Annotated in this window: 13 protein-coding genes; 5 read left to right on the top strand and 8 right to left on the bottom strand. The window is 36.2% G+C overall.

The annotated features are described in order from the left end of the window. Positions 1–11: 11 nt before the first annotated feature. From IPZ78_RS10895 to IPZ78_RS10870, 6 genes are all read right to left on the bottom strand, one after another. Positions 12–386 carry a hypothetical protein gene (locus IPZ78_RS10895; RefSeq protein ID WP_225553592.1) on the bottom strand — a complete coding sequence of 125 codons (375 nt, stop codon included), beginning with the start codon at positions 384–386 and terminating at the stop codon, positions 12–14. Between the two features lie 903 nt (positions 387–1289). After that, a complete protein-coding gene (locus IPZ78_RS10890) occupies positions 1290–2267 on the bottom strand; it encodes a DUF5712 family protein (protein WP_225553590.1) in 978 nt (325 codons plus the stop codon). A 10-nt stretch (positions 2268–2277) separates the two neighbouring features. Continuing rightward, positions 2278–2835: a BfmA/BtgA family mobilization protein gene (locus IPZ78_RS10885; RefSeq protein ID WP_317197579.1), complete on the bottom strand. Its 558-nt coding sequence runs from the start codon at positions 2833–2835 to the stop codon at positions 2278–2280. Beyond that, complete coding sequence (locus tag IPZ78_RS10880) at positions 2825–3049, bottom strand: hypothetical protein (RefSeq protein ID WP_225553586.1); 225 nt, start codon at positions 3047–3049, stop codon at positions 2825–2827. Before IPZ78_RS10880 ends, IPZ78_RS10885 begins: the two co-directional genes overlap by 11 nt. A gap of 91 nt (positions 3050–3140) precedes the next feature. Next, positions 3141–3422: a helix-turn-helix domain-containing protein gene (locus IPZ78_RS10875; protein ID WP_225553584.1), complete on the bottom strand. Its 282-nt coding sequence runs from the start codon at positions 3420–3422 to the stop codon at positions 3141–3143. Positions 3423–3548: 126 nt separating this feature from the next. Then, positions 3549–4286, bottom strand: coding sequence for a hypothetical protein (locus IPZ78_RS10870; protein ID WP_225553582.1), 738 nt, complete (start codon positions 4284–4286; stop codon positions 3549–3551). Positions 4287–4536: 250 nt separating this feature from the next. Here IPZ78_RS10870 and IPZ78_RS10865 point away from each other — a divergent pair, with 250 nt between their 5' ends. Continuing rightward, positions 4537–4755 (top strand): hypothetical protein, encoded by a 219-nt coding sequence (locus IPZ78_RS10865; RefSeq protein WP_225553580.1) that lies wholly within the window; start codon positions 4537–4539, stop codon positions 4753–4755. A gap of 116 nt (positions 4756–4871) precedes the next feature. After that, the gene (locus IPZ78_RS17260; protein ID WP_262903866.1) at positions 4872–5000 is read left to right on the top strand and encodes a hypothetical protein; all 129 of its coding nucleotides are present in this window, start codon (positions 4872–4874) and stop codon (positions 4998–5000) included. Between the two features lie 301 nt (positions 5001–5301). Here the strand turns inward: IPZ78_RS17260 and IPZ78_RS10860 are convergent, their stop codons facing one another. Further along, the gene (locus IPZ78_RS10860; protein WP_225553578.1) at positions 5302–6318 is read right to left on the bottom strand and encodes a hypothetical protein; all 1017 of its coding nucleotides are present in this window, start codon (positions 6316–6318) and stop codon (positions 5302–5304) included. A 33-nt stretch (positions 6319–6351) separates the two neighbouring features. Beyond that, positions 6352–10098: a YobI family P-loop NTPase gene (locus IPZ78_RS10855; RefSeq protein WP_225553577.1), complete on the bottom strand. Its 3747-nt coding sequence runs from the start codon at positions 10096–10098 to the stop codon at positions 6352–6354. Positions 10099–10307: 209 nt separating this feature from the next. Between IPZ78_RS10855 and IPZ78_RS10850 the strand changes: the two genes are divergently transcribed. From IPZ78_RS10850 to IPZ78_RS10840, 3 genes are all read left to right on the top strand, one after another. Beyond that, positions 10308–14084 carry an nSTAND3 domain-containing NTPase gene (locus tag IPZ78_RS10850; RefSeq protein ID WP_225553574.1) on the top strand — a complete coding sequence of 1259 codons (3777 nt, stop codon included), beginning with the start codon at positions 10308–10310 and terminating at the stop codon, positions 14082–14084. A 68-nt stretch (positions 14085–14152) separates the two neighbouring features. Beyond that, complete coding sequence (locus IPZ78_RS10845) at positions 14153–16309, top strand: CHAT domain-containing protein (RefSeq protein ID WP_225553572.1); 2157 nt, start codon at positions 14153–14155, stop codon at positions 16307–16309. A 28-nt stretch (positions 16310–16337) separates the two neighbouring features. Beyond that, complete coding sequence (locus IPZ78_RS10840) at positions 16338–17987, top strand: hypothetical protein (RefSeq protein WP_225553570.1); 1650 nt, start codon at positions 16338–16340, stop codon at positions 17985–17987. Positions 17988–18250 lie beyond the last annotated feature (263 nt).

Raw genomic sequence — 18250 nt, 5'->3', positions numbered from 1 at the left:
TCTATGTTTAATTATTCTTCCCGAAATGAAAGAGCTGTTTCATTAGGAGTAAGATTGTTTGTCGCTTCATTAATTTGTTGTAATACTGTTTGTGATGGAGAAGTGTCGGGTACAATTGCAGACATTCTTGGTTTTCCAAGAGAATCTGGAGCACTAATTTGGCAAATTACTTCTTCAGTCTCACCGCAAGGTTTGTTAGGAATCGGTTGATCAGAATAATGATCTGGGTTAGTTGGATCACCACCTTGAAAATACCAAGTTTGATTTAAGTAATTCATGTTCGAAATTGGAGCGTCAATATTTGAATTTGAAGCTTTTACAATATAGAATATTCCTAGAATTAAGGAAAAAACTGTTACCCCAGCTATTAAATTTGATTTTTTCATTGCTTTAATTTTTTAGTTATTTATAGAATTATGTATTGTTTTAGAATCACTTCTAAGCCCTTGTTTTAATATATTTTGGCCTACCAGTTTCACGTTTTGTAAAAGGGTATGGCCTTAATCGGGAATAAGGCAAATTTCTTTTTATACTTTTTCATAAATTGTAGATGTTTGTTTATTCCAAATCTCTACAACTGTTTATTTATAAAATTATGCTATTAGCATATTTCTTATACATGTAAATGATAGGATAATGCGCGGTAATAGTATTTAAAATTGCTAATGTTTAAGTAAGCCATCTTTTCTTTGATAGTAAGTGTATGGTATAAATCTGGTTGAGGTAATGCTAATGCATGAATTCGATGATTAGAAGGGGAATTCAAAATGCTTATTAACTGTTGAATGTATCGAATTTCGTATTGTTTTAGAATCTGATAGATTTCATTTTGTTCAGTATAAAGACTTATTCTTTCTTGGAAACTACTGTTTGGTATTTCGGATAATGTAGTATTTCTAAGGAATTTAATAGAAATCTGGTTTTCTAGCTAGCATATTGAATCATTATTAATTCTTCAACTGTACTTTATTTTTTTATCGAGATCTGTACGTACCAGTCCATTTTCATCGCTTAGGCTACTATTGAGCAAGGATACGAAATTGGGTCAAGGGCACACTGCGATAGCCTAGGCATAGGACAGTGTTTATTTACCCTTGAACTTTTCGAATCCGTGGGTAGCTTTGCCATAGTGGTGAAGATGGGTAGCTCTTCCGATTAATTTAATAGATGCTGCCTCTTAATACTTCGCAAGTGGTATACGCTTTAGCAAAATACCTCTTGCAATCCCGACCGAGGCTTACCTGCTTACTGACGAAGGAAGGCTAGCAGGTGTGCCACAGGGAGTAAAACTATCTTTTTACTTGATTCCCTCTCTTCTTTCGCATTTTTTTATTCTTATTCTCCTCTATATTATCTTGACCTCCAGATATGCCCCCTAGCGGCTCTAGAAACATATCGAAAATCTCCCATCCTTCATTAAAAATAGAGGACAACATACCATCTATATAGAAGTGTTGTCCCGCAGGAATGTTGGTTATAATGTTATCTATTATTTGATTATTCTTCTGTTGTGGATGTGCTTCCAAAACATTGTTCAAAACCTGTAACTGTGCTTTCTGTTGTATTGTTCCGTTCTTCATTATATTGGCATAATCCATCCGTTCTTTCAGTCCACGGTTAAAACCAAACATTTCATCAAATAACGATTCTCCCGACTGCTTGAAAGCCGTGCGATCAAATTGCCCCAGCTTTGCCGAATGCGAAGCGTTCTTTCCTCGTGATGTATTCTGCGGGCTAAGTTTGATCTTGTTGGTGATATCTTTGCGGCTGACAATGATCTGTACATGTAACTGCTGCCCTTCCTTACGATCACCACGTTGTCTGGTTCCGTTCTTCACTTCTTTATCATTATAGCCATAATAACGGTAGTTTTCCAGTTTGCCATACCAAAGCAGATCTTTATGATTGCGGATAGTATCCCGCTTAAAGTTTTTAGCATATTCGTCCATGACTTTAATGGCAAATTCCTTAAGCTTATCCTTCACTCCCTCCTCTCCAAATTGAGATATCAAAAAGTGTAGTTCTTTTTGACTCGGGTTTATATTAATCAGAAAAAACTTACTATCTCCCTTTGTTAGTTTAGCTATATTATTATCGATTCCAATCCGTACTTCATGGGGTTTGATAAAAGTACTCTTACCGTTAAACCAGTTCTCATGATCCTCCAGCCGTTTCTTATCCTTGTTCTCCTTCTCTAAATAAGCGACAAGTGCTCCGCAGCTTCCTTTATTGTCCCCAGTTTCAGATGTGGTGATATTGATATACATATATTCTTTACTATAACTTATCTAAAGCATTACGTACTTGTTTAGCAAGTTCTTCATTCTTCACAGCCGATACCGACCAGCCCAAGGTTTCTCGTTGAGTGATATAATGCTCCAGTATCTTTCCGAAATGGGACTTCAAGGTTTCCTTCTCTCCAACCTTAGTCAATAGCTGTTTTAGATGATTATCTAAGGTTTTGATCTGTTTCAGATTCTCATTATTGGATTCATTACCTTTAAGCTGACCTTCTGCTATCACTTTACTGATAGATCCTAGTAGTTTGGTCAACGTAATCAGTTCACTCGACATAGAATAAATCGGGACCAAAAGATCGCTTTCTTGTTTTCGGATAAAGGACAGTATACGGTTTACTCCACTTGATAATTCTTTTTTTAGAACTTCGTCATTGAGGTCAGCTGGATCCTTTTTACTTTTATAGAAATAGTCGACCATCTGTATCACAAGCATCCGTTTGGTACGTCCGAGTTTACGTGAAAGTATAGCCAGTCGTTCATCAATTTCTGTCGAGAAACGTACTGATTTAATATTTTCATCGACTCTAGCCTTCATTATCCCTATCTGTTATTTTGATAAACCTGAACTTACTGGCTTTAATGGGATGCCATGATGGAATATATTCCACATAACCATAGCTTACCAGTTCTGAAAGACACTTGTGATAGGTAGCTATAGAACGTATACGAGAAAACCGCATCAACTGTCTTCGACTGGTATGAAAGAATTCTGCTAAATCTTCACTGCTATGATAGTAGAACAATGCCATGATCAGTCCGACATGTGAAGGTAAGAGTCTACTATCCTCTCCGACACGTTCAAAAAAGGTACTGTATGCATGTTTTGGTATATGTAGATTCTTATCCATTGTCTCTTCTCCCCTCCATCATATTGTGGATGTCTTGACTCTGGTAATACATTGTTCCTCCGATCTTACGATAAGGTAGTGTTCCGTTAATTCGAAGATTTTGAAGAGTTCCAGCAGATATACGGAGCATTTTCCGAACTTCTGCACTGCGTAGCCAACTGCGGTCAGTACTATTCATTTGGTTACCCTTCTCTTGGAGGATTGCTCTCATCTCTTCCAGAATTTCGCTTTTAAATGTTCTTAAGTCCTGTTTTGTTACGATGTCTACTTCCATATTGATCCGATTTTATTTATTAAGAAAGTGATCTTTTCACCTCCGATGGAACAAAGTTCGGGCTTGGAAATACTTTTTAGATGACCAAATAGTCGTCATGGTCATGTTCAATTATTAAATGAGAGATTAATCTTTATATTCGAGGGGGATGATACGAAACAGTTTTCGGTTTTCTGGAATCTCAACGCCTTTCTGCGCATCTTCAGGAGCTTTGTCAACAAAATAGTTTCGTGCTGTATCGAGCGAGATTTCTTTTTTGTTATTACTGAAATAATTGGATAGTATTTTATAATACGGGCTTTGTTGATCCCGTCTCAACAGAGGTGCTCCATTGGGTAATTTCAAGGTCTGCAACTGCTGTAGAAGGTCTATTACTGTAGTAAAATGGTCATCGTAGATTTCTATCTTTCGATTAACCCTAAAGTTAGATAGCTGCTTGTTTTCCTTTTGGAGCTTAGCAATCAGTTCGTCTTTTTCTTTTAACAGGACATCGTTAGGTCGGATGTTCCACTGATCTTTGGGGGAAAGAAAAGACTGGAAGGCTTTCAGCTTGTCGATATTGGATAGGTAAAAGGCATGTTTCAAGGAAAAGGGATCACGTCCCTGAAAATAAGCGATTCTATCAGATACAATATACCAAATATGGGTAAAGAAATCTTTCTCCTTATTGTCAGCTCTTTTTAACAGATAATAGTCTAGGTGATAGCCATAATAGTCTCCATATAAAGATTCGTCAAGGCTATATAACTTCAATAGAAAATGGTTATCCTCATATTCGGGACGGACACCCATAATATTGCCCAATGCATAAGCGTGTGCTTTGAAATCGAAAGCTTTCCGTGTTTTAAAGTACTGTGATGCCATACGTTAAATTTACTAAAAATACTACAATTGATCGATTGGCTGGTTGACTAGGTGTATGGCTTATTAATTGGCCAGCACATTATGGAGCTTTTTCGAAAAAAAGATATTGTATACTGGCAAGTATACTAAAAACGATATTCCTGATATCGTTATGCAACAAGAGTATCCCTGGAGGATACCCTAAACCCCGTTTGCAACGCATAGGGATAGAAAGTAGGGCCACTGCCCAACTTCCGCTTGCTCAAAAAAAATGCGAACATCAGAAGACAATAAGATGAACATAAAATTCATGACTTCACCGCATAACGGCAAAGCCAAGGAATTTAAAGGTTTTTTTGACAATTGGAATGGAATAAATTTTAAAGTTTCTGGACAAATGTCTTCGAAACTAAAAGTCAAACCTGTACTAAAATGTGCTTACTTAACCGTATTTTCAAGAATTGGATACGATTTGTTATTTGGTAAATGAGGCTTTAAAGTAGCCACTTGTGGTGTTTTTAATTGATATCCTGAATAATAGATACCTATGAGTCAAACTTTCCTTTCATATGTCAAGAGGGCCATGCTTCTTTAAAACAAACTGATGTGGAGATTGTAACCATGTCAAATGGTTTACAAGCACTTGTTGTTAATTTAACCTTCAAACTAGAGAATCAAGCTCATAAATATTATGTTTTCTTACCTCATCCTAATTCTGTTGATCTTGAAGATTAAAAAAAGATCAAATCAATATCTGGTGATGTAAATTTTGATGTACGGCCAATTACTTATAAGATTAGCTGTATCCGAATTTATGAAAGTAAACAACAATTAAGAATCTATCGTTATCAGCGCCCTTATAAAATCATATCAAATGTAAACTTAAGCTACCTACACCATCAGTCATATTTCAATACTTAAGCATTCCCCTTGTCAATTTGGATAATATAAGGATTAAAATAGGTTACAATTATTCGCACAGCAATAAGGATTCCCTGCGGACCGATAGGATAATATCAATCCGAGTTCAGGAAATTTATAGTGCGAGCGCTATGCTGATAAAATCTCCAATGCTAACACCAAGCATGGCCATTCCTGCATCATGGGGAGACTCCAATTTATATTTCCCTTTAGCAGCACCATTTAAAGCATAATCATACCCCTCAATGGTAATGACGCACCAATGCTTATTCCTACATTCGACAATAACTTCTTCGGCATAAAAAGGCCAATTCCCGTCAAAATCATTTTTCTTGATCAGTTTTGACCTAAATTTTGGATTAAGCTTTCGCTCCAATTCGTCTATTGCTGTCCGTTTGTGCACTTTTTTTGGTGTTTCCTTAAACCGTGTTGTGTTGACACGATAGTCCGTCTGGCCCAATTTATCTGGATACAGCATTGCAAAATCAAACAAATGGCCGGAAAACTGTTTGGCATGATCACCAAGTGTACCAAAATTAAACTGCCTGGCCAGTCCAGATACAAACTTCTCAAATATTATGATGATTGTCCGCGAGATATCTCCGAAAACCTCGTTCTCCAAATCACGGTCATTAAATTTTTCAAAGCCATTAAGAGAAAGAATTTTATGCTCAAACTGCTCCCAAAGTTCCCTTGGGTTAACGCTTGGCTTCTGATTTGCGGTTATAATGTCGAAGTTGTGGTACCGGGCCATTTTTCCGAATTCCGAAAGTATATATAACAGCTCTTTCAACTCAGCATCATTCTCTAAAAAATTCCTGTCGCCAATCAAATAGTATCTGCCATGATCATCAAAAAAATCAACAAGAATCTTGTTGATCAAAGCCTCAAGATCGTGTCCCAATCCCTTAATGTAATTCAGGTTGGGATAATCCCCTTGCCTGTTGTAATAACCTAAGCAGATATAGCTTTTCATTAGTCGCTCAAACCCTTGGGAAAGCAGTTGAAAAGGTAAAAAGTAGAAATTATTTGCATAATCAATGTTCTGAAGCTCACCAAAACCAAGCCGTATGAGCCTATTGGCGGTTTCAATTTCATCAAGCAGTGCAATATTCTTGAAATTTATGCTCATTTCAGTCTTAATTAATACAAACCGTGGCCGGAATTACTGACCACCACTTTTATAGTGGTTTAACCTTACATAATCTTCTTTGACGGTGACGCTTGAAATATAATGGATTGCATCGAGTATGCGACCAAGCTCCCTGTTTGCTTCATTGTTGTCTAATCTAGGTTCATTTCTATCTGCAACCTCAGCATACTTTCTTCCCAACGATTGTAGGGCACCTTTAATCTGTTCGGGATTAAGTTTATCTAAATGCAAGTTCAAAAGATTAACCCTTTTCTCATCATTCTGATTTGCTCCCAGCAACCCTTTTAATACCGAATAATTGATCTCTTCATATTGGGTAAGCAGAAGCGTTATCATTTCTGCTTTAAGGTCTTCATTTTCATTTAGCATATCGCTTGTTATCGTTTTCAGAACCGTTATCTTCTGATCATAGGTAAACTTCTGAGATTTCAAGACGAGTAAAAAATCATTAGCATCGAAACCCCGATCGGTAAATTCTCCCATGAATACCTCTGGAACCTGCTCCCCCAGGCTGATATTTTTACCATTGAAATTCGCTTTTAACAGATTGTAATTGACAAAAGAATACAATAGGAATTTATGGTCAATCATAACGTTAACTTTTTCCGGATGCACCTTTGAAACATCCAGGTCTTCAAATTCGTAAGGAAAACTAGAAATCAAGGCTTTAAAGCTCTCTAAACTGACCGTATCATTGGTTGCTATTGCCAGTGCGAACTTCTCTATATCATCCTGATCGCCTTCCAAATCTGTGACATCTAGCTTAGATAAGGCTTCGAAATTATCCTTCACATTCAAAAAGCTCACCAAATGCAGATCCAAGCCTTTCTCTTTTTGATAGTATGGGTAAAGATTTGTCCATTTTGGACTTATTTTCTTTGCCTTCATTAAATCTGTCCATAAATGTTCTTCAACCTGATCAAAATCTTCTATCACCGTGTTCTGGGCCTCAATAATCGCAACTATATTATCCAACTCAATATCAATGTTTTTATATAGACTGACCAGGTTTTCTGCCGATTCATCTTTATTTGTTCCCAAAGCCAAAAAGACATCTTTTATATAATCGTCTATATCCCGTTCCACATATTCTTGGAGCTTAACCAGTCCGCTGTTTTGGATTGTGGTATAATTAGCTTTATTAAACCCATCACTTGGAATTTCAGTTTCAATCTCCTTGAAGTGAAGCAGTTTGTGGATCATTCGTGCGTTAACCCTGTAAAAGTCATTTTCGTATACCACTTCGAAATATTCCTTTTGATCATTGCCAATATCTAAATCATCGAATTTAACATCCAATAATTTTAAAACGGTTTTAATCTTATCAGCCGATTCTAGCTGCCCCATTGTGGTTAGAAAACCCTTATCCTTTGAAATGGAGAGGCTTAAACTGCCTTTTGAATTGAGTGATTTGATAGTTTCCAAGTCAGCATGGTCCAAAATCAGTTTCAGATACTGAAGTTTCTTTTCGTCGGAAAATCCGGATTCGATGATTACGTAATCCCAAAAACCAGTCCATTGGGCAAAAAGTTGATTTACAAATTTTGGCACCTGTTTGCCTTTCTCAAGGTAACTGTCCCTAAACTGGCCTGCTAATGCAGTATTCGAAACGATAAGCTTTAAAAAAGCCTCTAGTTTTACCGTATATTTATCTTTGGACTGTAACAGGGTATCCAGCAGAGAGTAATTCAGCACTTCATACTGGCCAAATTCCATCAATTTGATTTCTTCAATTACATTAGAAGGATTGTCCAGTGTGTAATCCGCATTTTGTGCCTTATGGTTTTTGAGACTAAGCAAGAAAACCTTATCCTTCCGGCTTAAAGTACCTTCATAAAAGTGAGAGGTGTAATCGTGGTAATCCTCATTGATATAACCGTTTCTAATGAAGAACAATAAAATGGACGACTCTTTTATCGAGTGATCCAGTTCACTATCTGGTAAACCAGCAATGATCTTATGGAATGGGGACAAAGATATTTCCAGCAACTCTGCCCTTATGCTCTCCGCCTCTTTTTTGGTCTGCTCTGAAAAATATTCTTCCCTACTGGTGATCTGCTGCTCCCTTTCGTCGTAGCCTTGGCTTTCATCAACCTGCTTTGAAATTGATTTAAAATTTTGACCACTGTTATGTTTGTTATACCCGCTGGATGAATAAAAATTAAAGGAAACTTCTGATTTCAGCTTAGCAAAATTTTCATCCGTTTTCAGGTCTTCAAAAGCTACTGGAACCTGACCAAGATAAACATGCCTGTAAGTGTTGTTGGGCATTAATTCATACAATCTCGCAATATAAAGTGATCGCAGTTCGTATCTATCTTTTAGTACCGAAAACTCCAAATCCGCTTGTTTTTTTTCAATTGTTTCCAATCTATCCCGCTTGGTCTTTGTGATCTGTTTAATGTATTCACCTCTCTTTGCAAAAAAATCAAAAACCAGTCCTTCGCCCTTATTTAAATCTGCAAAATCAGTGGGATAAAGATTTTTATATAAAATCGTTGCCAGCAGATTGTTGGGATCTAGTTCGAATGTGCCAAGTTTAGCCTTATACAGTATGAATTCGTTGAAAACATTTTTAAGAAGCCTCATATCATTGATATAAAGGGCAATTTCGGAAACAAACTTCTTAGAAAGCTCTGGAAAAACCTTGGCTGTTTCGAGACGTTCAAGCAGCTTTGCCTCGGAATTGGATGAATTGATAACCGGTATCACAGGGATTACGAAATCAAAAAACTTGGTTCTTTTCTCGTCCGTGAAAATATCATCCTTGAGTGCATAGATGAATACAACCCTTTTTTCTACCTGTTTGGAACTGTTTATCAAATTATTGATCTCTCTCAGCTTGGTGAATATCTCCGGATTTTGAAACCGGTCCAGATCCTCTATAATAACTACATTATAAGGTGTCACTTCAAAAAAATAAAGGATTTCGTCCAAGTGTTTATTCAGGACTGAGGCATCCGAATGATCCGAAAGTTCCACTTCACCGCTTGTAATGTTAACCTTGTTAAATTTTGAATTGTTGTATAGCTTGAAAATGGTATAGACCAGGTACAAGCTTCCAATACCAAGGACTATTATTGCGGCAACCAGCAGATAAGGCCTAAAACCGTCTAAAAATGGTTTTGATTCAGGTATGGCGGGCAACGGTGAGGTTTTGGTTAAATAAAAAAAGCAAATGCCACATAGGATCAACAATGCAGCTTTCAGCAACAAATTTGTTTTGGAAGCTTTTCTGATCCGCTTAAACCTGGAATCAGGAATTGCATTATGCTTTACATGGTAAAAAATCTGCTGTAAAATGCTGACTTCAATGAGTTCGTTATCAGGATCATCGTCATCCTTATGAACTTTAAACGATGCCAGTGAAATATTCAGGTATCTGAATTCTTTGTGGTTTTTCTGAAATGTTCTGAGAATTGTACTCTTTCCCGACCCGTAAGGCCCAGTTAGGGCGATATTCTTAATATCCTTATCCAGTAAAGAAAAGCTTAACGCTTTATCGTAAATATCATTGTCCTCTCCGTCTTCAATTGGCGTAAGAGGTTCAAAAAGCTCATCGCTTTTTGCATTGATTGAATAGTGCAGATTCTTCTTTAGTTTTTGAAGCTTTGTAATATATCCCTCCAGAGAATAATAAAACACTCTTCTAAAAGAAAATATCAATCTTTTAAAAACTTCAACGGTAATCTTCCAGTATTTAACATTGAGTACCAGAAAGAGTAATCCAATAATGATTAACAGTATAAATAAGAGCATAATAGATTAAGGACTTGTATTCTTTACTCAAAAATAATCTAATAATTAAATATAGTCAAAACAAAAAATCCATCGAAAACATTAGCGATCTACTTTGCCTAAATCTTCAGAACTGAGATCCAATTTTTTATATTTTACCTTCCATTACCCCATTAAGATGCTAGCAGCGTTACATTTTGTATCTTTATGGAAATAATATAACTTACTTTATGAACACCATTACCCAGATTGAAAATGCTTTAAAGGCAATAGATCAAGCAAAATTTCAAACGCTAGTAAATCACCTATTGTATTTGCAGGGGAATAAATTCATAGGTGCACCTGGTGCTGTCGTGGGCAAGGAAAAAACAAGCAAAGGTACCCCCGATTCTTTCTTCGTTGATGGCGACAAATACATATTTGTCGAATGTACAACGCAAGAAAAGATCGGAGAAGCTAAATCTTTCTTTCAGAAGCTGAGCAAAGATATAGACCATTGTTTTGACGAAGGTAAGACAGCCATCCCTAAAGAGAAGGTAGCTAAAGTAGTTTTAGCATGTAACGAGAAAATCACCGCTGAAGAATATCGTTTGTTAGATACCAAAGTAAAGACATACCATCCCGAAGCTGAAATTGAGGTTTTAAATATTCAGAATCTCCCCATACTCATCAATGAATTTCCTAAACTGGCGGATGGGTACTTAGGAATTCCAATTTTAAAGGGGGATATTTATCCACTTGAAGAATTTCTTCTAAAAACAAAGACCGGACTGCAGCCATCACTCACAAATGAATTTATTGGCAGGGAAGAAGAAATAAAAAACGGTATTGCCGCACTAAAAAAGCACGACATCTTACTATTGTCAGGTGGTGCCGGTGTGGGAAAATCGAAATTGGCGGTAAAGATACTTGATGAGCTTTCAAAAGTAGACTACATACCCATAGTCATTCAAAGTTCAGGTGTACCGCTGTGGGAGGACTATCGGCATCTTTTTTTACCGGGCAAGCAGTACATTATATTATTTGACGATGCCAACAAGTCGGTCAACAATCTAAACTACCTGCTCAGCAAACTTAGGGAGTCAAAATCGTACGCAGCAAAATTGGTCATTACGTCCCGAGACTACGTGAAAAAACAGGTATCGGCTGCCTTGGGAGACTGGTCCTATCAGGAGTTTAATATTCCTGAATTCAAGGACGCAGAAATAGAGAACATAATTATCGCAGCGCTCCCCAATCTCCAATATCATCGTGAGATAAAGCAAAAAATAGTCGATCTGGCTAAAGGAAATGTGAGAGTGGCCCTGATGGCCACCTATTCAGTCACGCCTGATTCGGAAAAAAACTATTTGGATAGCCCTGTAATGCTATATGAAAAGTATTTCAAAAAGATATCGGAGGAGATTGGCATTCTTGATAATGCAATAGTTCTACAATCTCTTGCTATTGTTTCTTTCTTTAGTGTTCTGGACAGAAATAACGAAAAACTGAAGGCTGATATTGAAGATAAATTCGGAATTGACTGGAATGAACTCTGGTCTGCTATCCTTGAATTGCACAACAACGAATTGGTAGATGTGTATGCTGATGAAATAGTAAAGGTCTCAGACCAGGTTTTGTCAACCTACGCTTTCTATAAATGCTTTATCGATGACCAGACCGCTGTGATTAATTATGGGGATTGGATTGCCACTTTTATTGAAAAGCATTCCAACAGAATCCGTATTACGTTGGTCGATGTAAATAACACGTTCACCTATCACCATATTAAGGAATTGGTATTGCCTCACCTGAATAAGGTAAGCGAGCAAATCATATCCGATGAAGAGCGGCAATATGCTTTCTATGATTTATTTTGGATCTATAAGGATTTGGATTGTCTCCTGTATTTGAGAAAGTGGATAATGAGCTTGCCTCAGGAAGAGCATCCAGGCTCTCTTAACTTCGATACCGTAAATAGTCTTCAGCCTGAAACAAGACATTTCGGACTTCTGAAACGCTTCTGGAACCATCCTAACGAGTATTTAAACCCGTCTCTGAAACTGACCTTTGAACTTGCAGAACGGCAACCAAGTCTGTTGCCTGAAATTTCAAAATCTATTAATGAAGATTTCAAATATAAGATAGAAGACTTAGAACACCGATATCTAAGGCAGAATATGCTTTTCGATGTCCTATTGGACGACAAATGGAATGATACGCAAAAAACAATTGTAAATGGTATTTTCCTTCGTCTATCAGATGTGCTGCTAGGATGGCATTATACGCAATATGGCCCTACCAAAGGCCATGAATTCACCTATTACAATTTCAATCTATACAAATCAGAGGCTTTATCATATTTGAGAATGCGCATTCTTGCTCAATTGTATGATTTGTTTGAAATTGATAATAAACAGTGTGCTAAAGTACTGATGAAAATCGTTCATCCTGGAGGAGATATAGATAAAAGTTTATACGCAGAGGAGCTGCCGATTTATGAAAAAATTATTTCCCATAAATTGGACCATAGGCAATCCTCCCACTGTAAGTTTGTATCATCACTCTCCGAACATCTGGAAAAAGTAGCAACAGCAATTCCTGAAAGCTGGAACGATTTCATCAATTCGGATATACAGAAATTGTCCGATCTTTTAAAGCCGGATTGGAAAGATAGAAAAAGTAAATCTTTGGAAGAACGCCCAAAAGAAAGGTTAAACAAAATCAATGACGTCGTAAACGGGAGTGATTGGCCAGATTTAGAACAACTGCTCCTAAATGTTAATTCGTTGTACGATCAAGAACAAGGTAATTCCGCCAAGTATATGCAGGCCCCTGCTACAAATATTTATATCGCTATAGCGAGAAAGGATAAAGCTCAATTTGAAAATGCGCTACGACTGCACTTTAGCGGAAAAGTCCATTTCCCATTGAGTTCACTGGTTTTCCATATCCCGTTACAGGAAGAGATTATCACAGGAGAAGAACTATTCAGAATCGTAGACAGCTACGAGTTCGAAGACAGGTTTTTCTGGGAATCTGTTTTGGTGACGTCATTACCAGAACAACAGATAAACGAGCATTTCTTAAAACTCCTTTTGGCACTCTTTAACAACGGCAACAGATCTGTCAACGTCCATAACATGCACGACTATTTAAAATACTGGATGGCTTTTGAAAACTATAAGGCGAAAGCCCCAGAATTAGGTAACCATAATATTATTACTTATCTCGCGAGCCTTATACTAGCTAGAAAAAATCAGACAAGTAATCCTTTTGGTTACGATTTTTTCTCAGAATGCGCATCATACTTTTCCAACCATATTGAGCAACTAAAAAGTGCGTATTGGGCACAGCATGAAATTGATCCTGGTTTTGATTATGAAGACAAGGAATTAAGGGCGATGCTGGATCTGGATAGACATTTCATCCACGAGACCTTTTCCAACGGAGCTATAGGTTTAGGCTACACGGCCAAGATAAATCTAAGTAATATCAACATCAGCCTGTTATGGGAATATCCTGAATATGAAGAACTGGTGGAGAACCTATTATTCGATGTAGTAGAGAAAGAAAGATTCAGTTCAACTTACGAACAAGCAATTTTCAATTTGTTCAGATTAAAAAGCGCTGACGAGAATAGTATGAAAAAGGTGAAATCACTAATTATTAAATTGACCCAAAAGTACGCTCAAAACGACAAGGTATTATTGATACTAATTGAGACGGTCTACAACAATTATAACGACTGGATAATACCTTATTACAGAGATTTCCTTCTGCTTCGTAAGGATATAGAGATTACCAAAAAAAATGACTTCGGCCGAAGTGGAAGCATGAGTGGAAGTTGGGTTCCCGTATATCAGCGAAGAATAGATTTTTATCAAAGCATTATAAACATGATAAACACCCTACCTGATATTCTTGACTACGCCGAACACATAGCTTACTTTGAACAATTAATAGCTTGGAAGAAAGAAGATATCAAAAAGGAAATGAAAAGAGATTTTATGGAAGAGCATTACTAATTCTTATCCGGAAAATGAACAAGATTTAATATATACATGAGATATATACTATAAAATCATATTACATTATGATCACAGCAGAATTGTTTTCAGAATTCTATTCAATTTCTAATGACCAAGAAAATGAAATATGGCATCAGGAATTTGAAATTTCCAATGAGACCTTTGACAATTTGTTAAGAGTCTTTTACGAGGAAGTTCGATTAAAAGGAATGGACGATGCTCTTGAATATGCTACAAAAATTTGCACGGGTGTAAATAGGATTGTTGTATCATCTGTGCATCAACGGATAATAACAGATTTTCTGAGATTTCAAATATGCTCGTCAGTTCTTCCATTATTATCTGAAGCAAAATTATTCAACAAGCTTTTTCATTGGATTGTAAACGCTATTTCAGATGAGGTTAGTGAGAGCGTTGAAAGGTCTTTTCATCCGGATATAATTGAATCTTTTTTTGCAGCGCAAATCCCTTATGTAAGGGAACGGATTATTCCAAATTTTATATGTTGGTCCCAAAACCTTTTTTACTATTCGAGAATTGATGGTGGGCTGCAGTCTTTAACCAAATATTATCTTGACCATCAATTTAAGATGTTATTGGGTTTATGTAATAGGTGCTTTTTCTATGAAAATTTAGACATTGCTTTAGCTCAAATCATTGTTTGGTCGAGCAACAATAATTTGCCGGAAATTAAAAAGCAAGCCACCTCGGCAATTATGTACCTGTATGAATCTGCTGGCTATCCCGAAAAATGGAAAAAAAACATAGAATTCGCTTTAGCATGCTGTGGGCACGAGTATACCAGCATTGCTCAAATGCAGTGGATTGATAAATTACTTGATGGTCGACACGAACTGAAAGCACATGAACCAATGCAACTATTTGCTCTCAAACATTCAAGTGATATTGATGAGATTATAGAAAATTGGCAAACAATTAAAACATCCATTTCTACCTATCACACATTTGTCAATAAAAATCATCATCATGAAAATGAAATAAGTTATGAAATATGTATGTCTTTCAATCTACTTAGTCCTGTTACATACCAATTATTAGCCAACAGTAAAGTAGATTTGCTCAACGAATTAATTGGGCATTATTTCCAAATACCACCAGAGGAATTGATTGGCTCCGAAAACATCTATGTAGCACCTTATACCAACGAAGGAGCAATGTATGTGAGACAAAACAATGTTCTCTTTTCAGAAAAGGATGCGTACGTTTTTAGGAAGAGAATTACCGAAGCGATAAATAACTTTTTAAATTGGACTGTAACGATACCTGATGATTTTTCATATATGGCACCAGTGCCATCCAAGTACGGTGTAGGAGTTCCTAATAAATTGATGGGGAAAGATTTTGAGAATGTTTTAGTTGACTACTTTGGTCTTGAGGAAGAGAAAATAAAGAAAACCGTCACAAATTCTTCAGGTTATTATTTTTACTCAACATATCAGTTGCCCCTTCAAGCCCTATTTGTTAAAACATTTGGCTATTCACCACCTTTAATCCAATCGTTTTATAAACCGCTACCTGCGAGATGCCTTAAGCACGTTCTAATATGGCAGGGCGACTGTATGACCTCGGAATTAGAATGTAACACAATATGTAGGATTTTTGAGCATCATGGCGTTTCATACAAACGCTTCAATTGGCATGATGCAAAGAAAAGCGACTTTCTCGCAGAATATCATTCTAGCAATTACGATTTAGTTTGGATATCTTGCCATGGAGAGTTCGATCATTTTGCCCCATATGACTCTCATCTAGTTTTAAATATGGAAGTGGAGAATATTGAACGCCAAATAATATCACTTTCGGAAATTGGTCAATTGGACGAAAGCCAAAATGGACGCCGACTATTAGTTTTGAATGCATGTGATGGAGCAAGTACCTCCTTGCATAATTCCCCTTCATCAATTGGCTACGGAGCAAAGCTTAGCCATAAGTTTCAATCACTAATTAGCCATCAATGGCCTGCTGACAATAACGCATGCTTAGCACTTGGATGTTTATTAACTATCAATTTATGTCAAGGACATACGTACCTTGATGCATACAATATCTCATTAAAGCAGTTTATTGATAATGAATACCATACGCTTAATGAAATGCAAAATAAATATAAGCTAGGCGAATTTAGAGAGGATATATTATTTGGTCAAAATATTGATCACACCAATATTTTTTATTATGGTTCACTCGCTTATCTGGAGTAAATATTTCAAAACCTAACTAATACTATTTATGCCTCTAATAATAACTAGAAACAATTTAAAGGTTTATATTGGCGACAACACTGCTGAGAAGAAGTTTAGGGCGGAACTTTCTATTTTATTGAAGTCGACATTCGGGATAGAATCATATACTCAATTGCAAATCAAGGAAATACTGAAGGTTTCTCTAAACTATTATATACAGGAGTTCACAAGAATATGCCATTACGAAACTGCATACTATTTTTATCAATCCGTCTTAATGTTTCACGAAGATGCAGTTGAGATCGCAGTAAAGCATAGCGAAAATGAATTTTCTGATGTTATTCCTGAAGGCTATTTACCTAAATACAGGAGGATATTGAAATTCATAATAGAACTTGCATGCGAAGTTCCTATGGAAATTATTGCGCCGACAGCAAATGATCGGCAGAGAATAGAAAAAATATTAGATGATCTTTTATTTCTCGGAGATATGATTCTAACCTGCGTAAGTCTTTATTCTGAGCAGAGTATGATTGAAGATGTAGCCGAAGTAAATTTTGATAAAAATGGGTTATACGTCTTTTCTCGAAGACATCACTACAATCATGTATTTGACTATATAAGCGAACTATATGGATATTTTATAGAAAAGTCGGCTGGTGATGAAAATGGCATTCAAGACTTATTTAAAGCATTTGAGGACTGTTTTGGAATCAAATATAAAGATATTGGACACATCATAGGATCGATACACGATCAAAATAAATCCGAATATGAAGGGTTTAATTGGGATGCACTACCGAGTAATTTAGAGCGTTTATTTGGGGTTCCTTATTCTGTTGGTGAACTGTTTTTTAAAGGTTTGACACTTGATAAACACAATAAAATGTCGTTGCTGGACTTATCTTGTAAACCTTACAATATAAATCGATACTTGTATAAACCGATAATAATTTGGAATGTAAACGGAAAGGATTTTGCATTCTTGGGGAAAAACGTTTGGACAGAATCTATTATTCAATTTGCTACCAATGCTATTCCTTGGGCTAAGGTTCCAAAAGAATGGGCTGAAAATAGGTGCTTCAAGAAGTATGTTCACAAAAAGGAAGACCAACATGATAAATGGCTAGATGATGAAGTTGAAAACATTTTGATGAAAGAGAATTGCCTATATTCAAGGAATATAAAGAAACTCAGAACTCCAAATGGATATGAGAATTTCGACACTAAAGGTTTGGGAGAAGTCGATTTCATAATTGTCTCCCATGATACGAGAAAAATTCTAATCGTAGATTGTAAACACTTACAAAGTCGATATGATCCTGTTAACCAACGTAATGATTTCAATGCTTTCACAATAGGACCCAAAAAAGGCAAAAGTTATAATGAGACAATGGGTAATAAGGTCAAATGGTTCACATCCAATCAGAATCTTTTACAACATCATTTTGATTGCGATATTTCAACATATTCAGTTGAAGGTATTTTCATTGTCAACACGCCAACATTGTATATGTTTAATTCCGAATATCGAATATATACGGTCAATCAATTAGCATCTGTCTTAAATGGGACTTTTAAAGATAGAACTTTTATAATACATCAACAGGGGGAAGACGGATTAAAATTACTGAAAATCAATTATCCATACTTTCAAAAACCAAAGTATTTAGAAATTAATGATATATTTGGATAATCTGCTAAGAAGATATCAAGACCAATTCAGAGCCTATATCTCATTAATTTAGAGACTGGTTTTTGCGTAAATGATATGCATGCATATCATTACCGAAATCGAATATGGGAGAAAACTTGAAGATAATAACTTAATCAACTATTCTTTTGGGTAGTATTTAATTCGTAAACAAATAATATGAGCCCCACCTACTTCAACTTTAAAAGCTTTAAAAATTTAAGGATTCTGTCCGAAAATAGTAAAACACACTGATAACTAACAAC

The sequence above is a fragment of the Sphingobacterium bovistauri genome, assembly GCF_020295405.1.
Taxonomy (GTDB): Bacteria; Bacteroidota; Bacteroidia; order Sphingobacteriales; family Sphingobacteriaceae; genus Sphingobacterium; species Sphingobacterium bovistauri.
This window is presented reverse-complemented; position numbering and strand designations above follow the sequence as displayed.

Coding starts and splice junctions, on each gene's coding strand:
- IPZ78_RS10850 (WP_225553574.1), top strand. CDS start 10,308: ATGAACACCATTACCCAGATTGAAAATGCTTTAAAGGCAATAGATCAA.
- IPZ78_RS10875 (WP_225553584.1), bottom strand. CDS start 3,422: ATGGAAGTAGACATCGTAACAAAACAGGACTTAAGAACATTTAAAAGC.
- IPZ78_RS10870 (WP_225553582.1), bottom strand. CDS start 4,286: ATGGCATCACAGTACTTTAAAACACGGAAAGCTTTCGATTTCAAAGCA.
- IPZ78_RS10845 (WP_225553572.1), top strand. CDS start 14,153: ATGATCACAGCAGAATTGTTTTCAGAATTCTATTCAATTTCTAATGAC.
- IPZ78_RS10855 (WP_225553577.1), bottom strand. CDS start 10,098: ATGCTCTTATTTATACTGTTAATCATTATTGGATTACTCTTTCTGGTA.
- IPZ78_RS10895 (WP_225553592.1), bottom strand. CDS start 386: ATGAAAAAATCAAATTTAATAGCTGGGGTAACAGTTTTTTCCTTAATT.
- IPZ78_RS10865 (WP_225553580.1), top strand. CDS start 4,537: ATGCGAACATCAGAAGACAATAAGATGAACATAAAATTCATGACTTCA.
- IPZ78_RS10860 (WP_225553578.1), bottom strand. CDS start 6,318: ATGAGCATAAATTTCAAGAATATTGCACTGCTTGATGAAATTGAAACC.
- IPZ78_RS10840 (WP_225553570.1), top strand. CDS start 16,338: ATGCCTCTAATAATAACTAGAAACAATTTAAAGGTTTATATTGGCGAC.
- IPZ78_RS10890 (WP_225553590.1), bottom strand. CDS start 2,267: ATGTATATCAATATCACCACATCTGAAACTGGGGACAATAAAGGAAGC.
- IPZ78_RS10885 (WP_317197579.1), bottom strand. CDS start 2,835: ATGAAGGCTAGAGTCGATGAAAATATTAAATCAGTACGTTTCTCGACA.
- IPZ78_RS10880 (WP_225553586.1), bottom strand. CDS start 3,049: ATGGCATTGTTCTACTATCATAGCAGTGAAGATTTAGCAGAATTCTTT.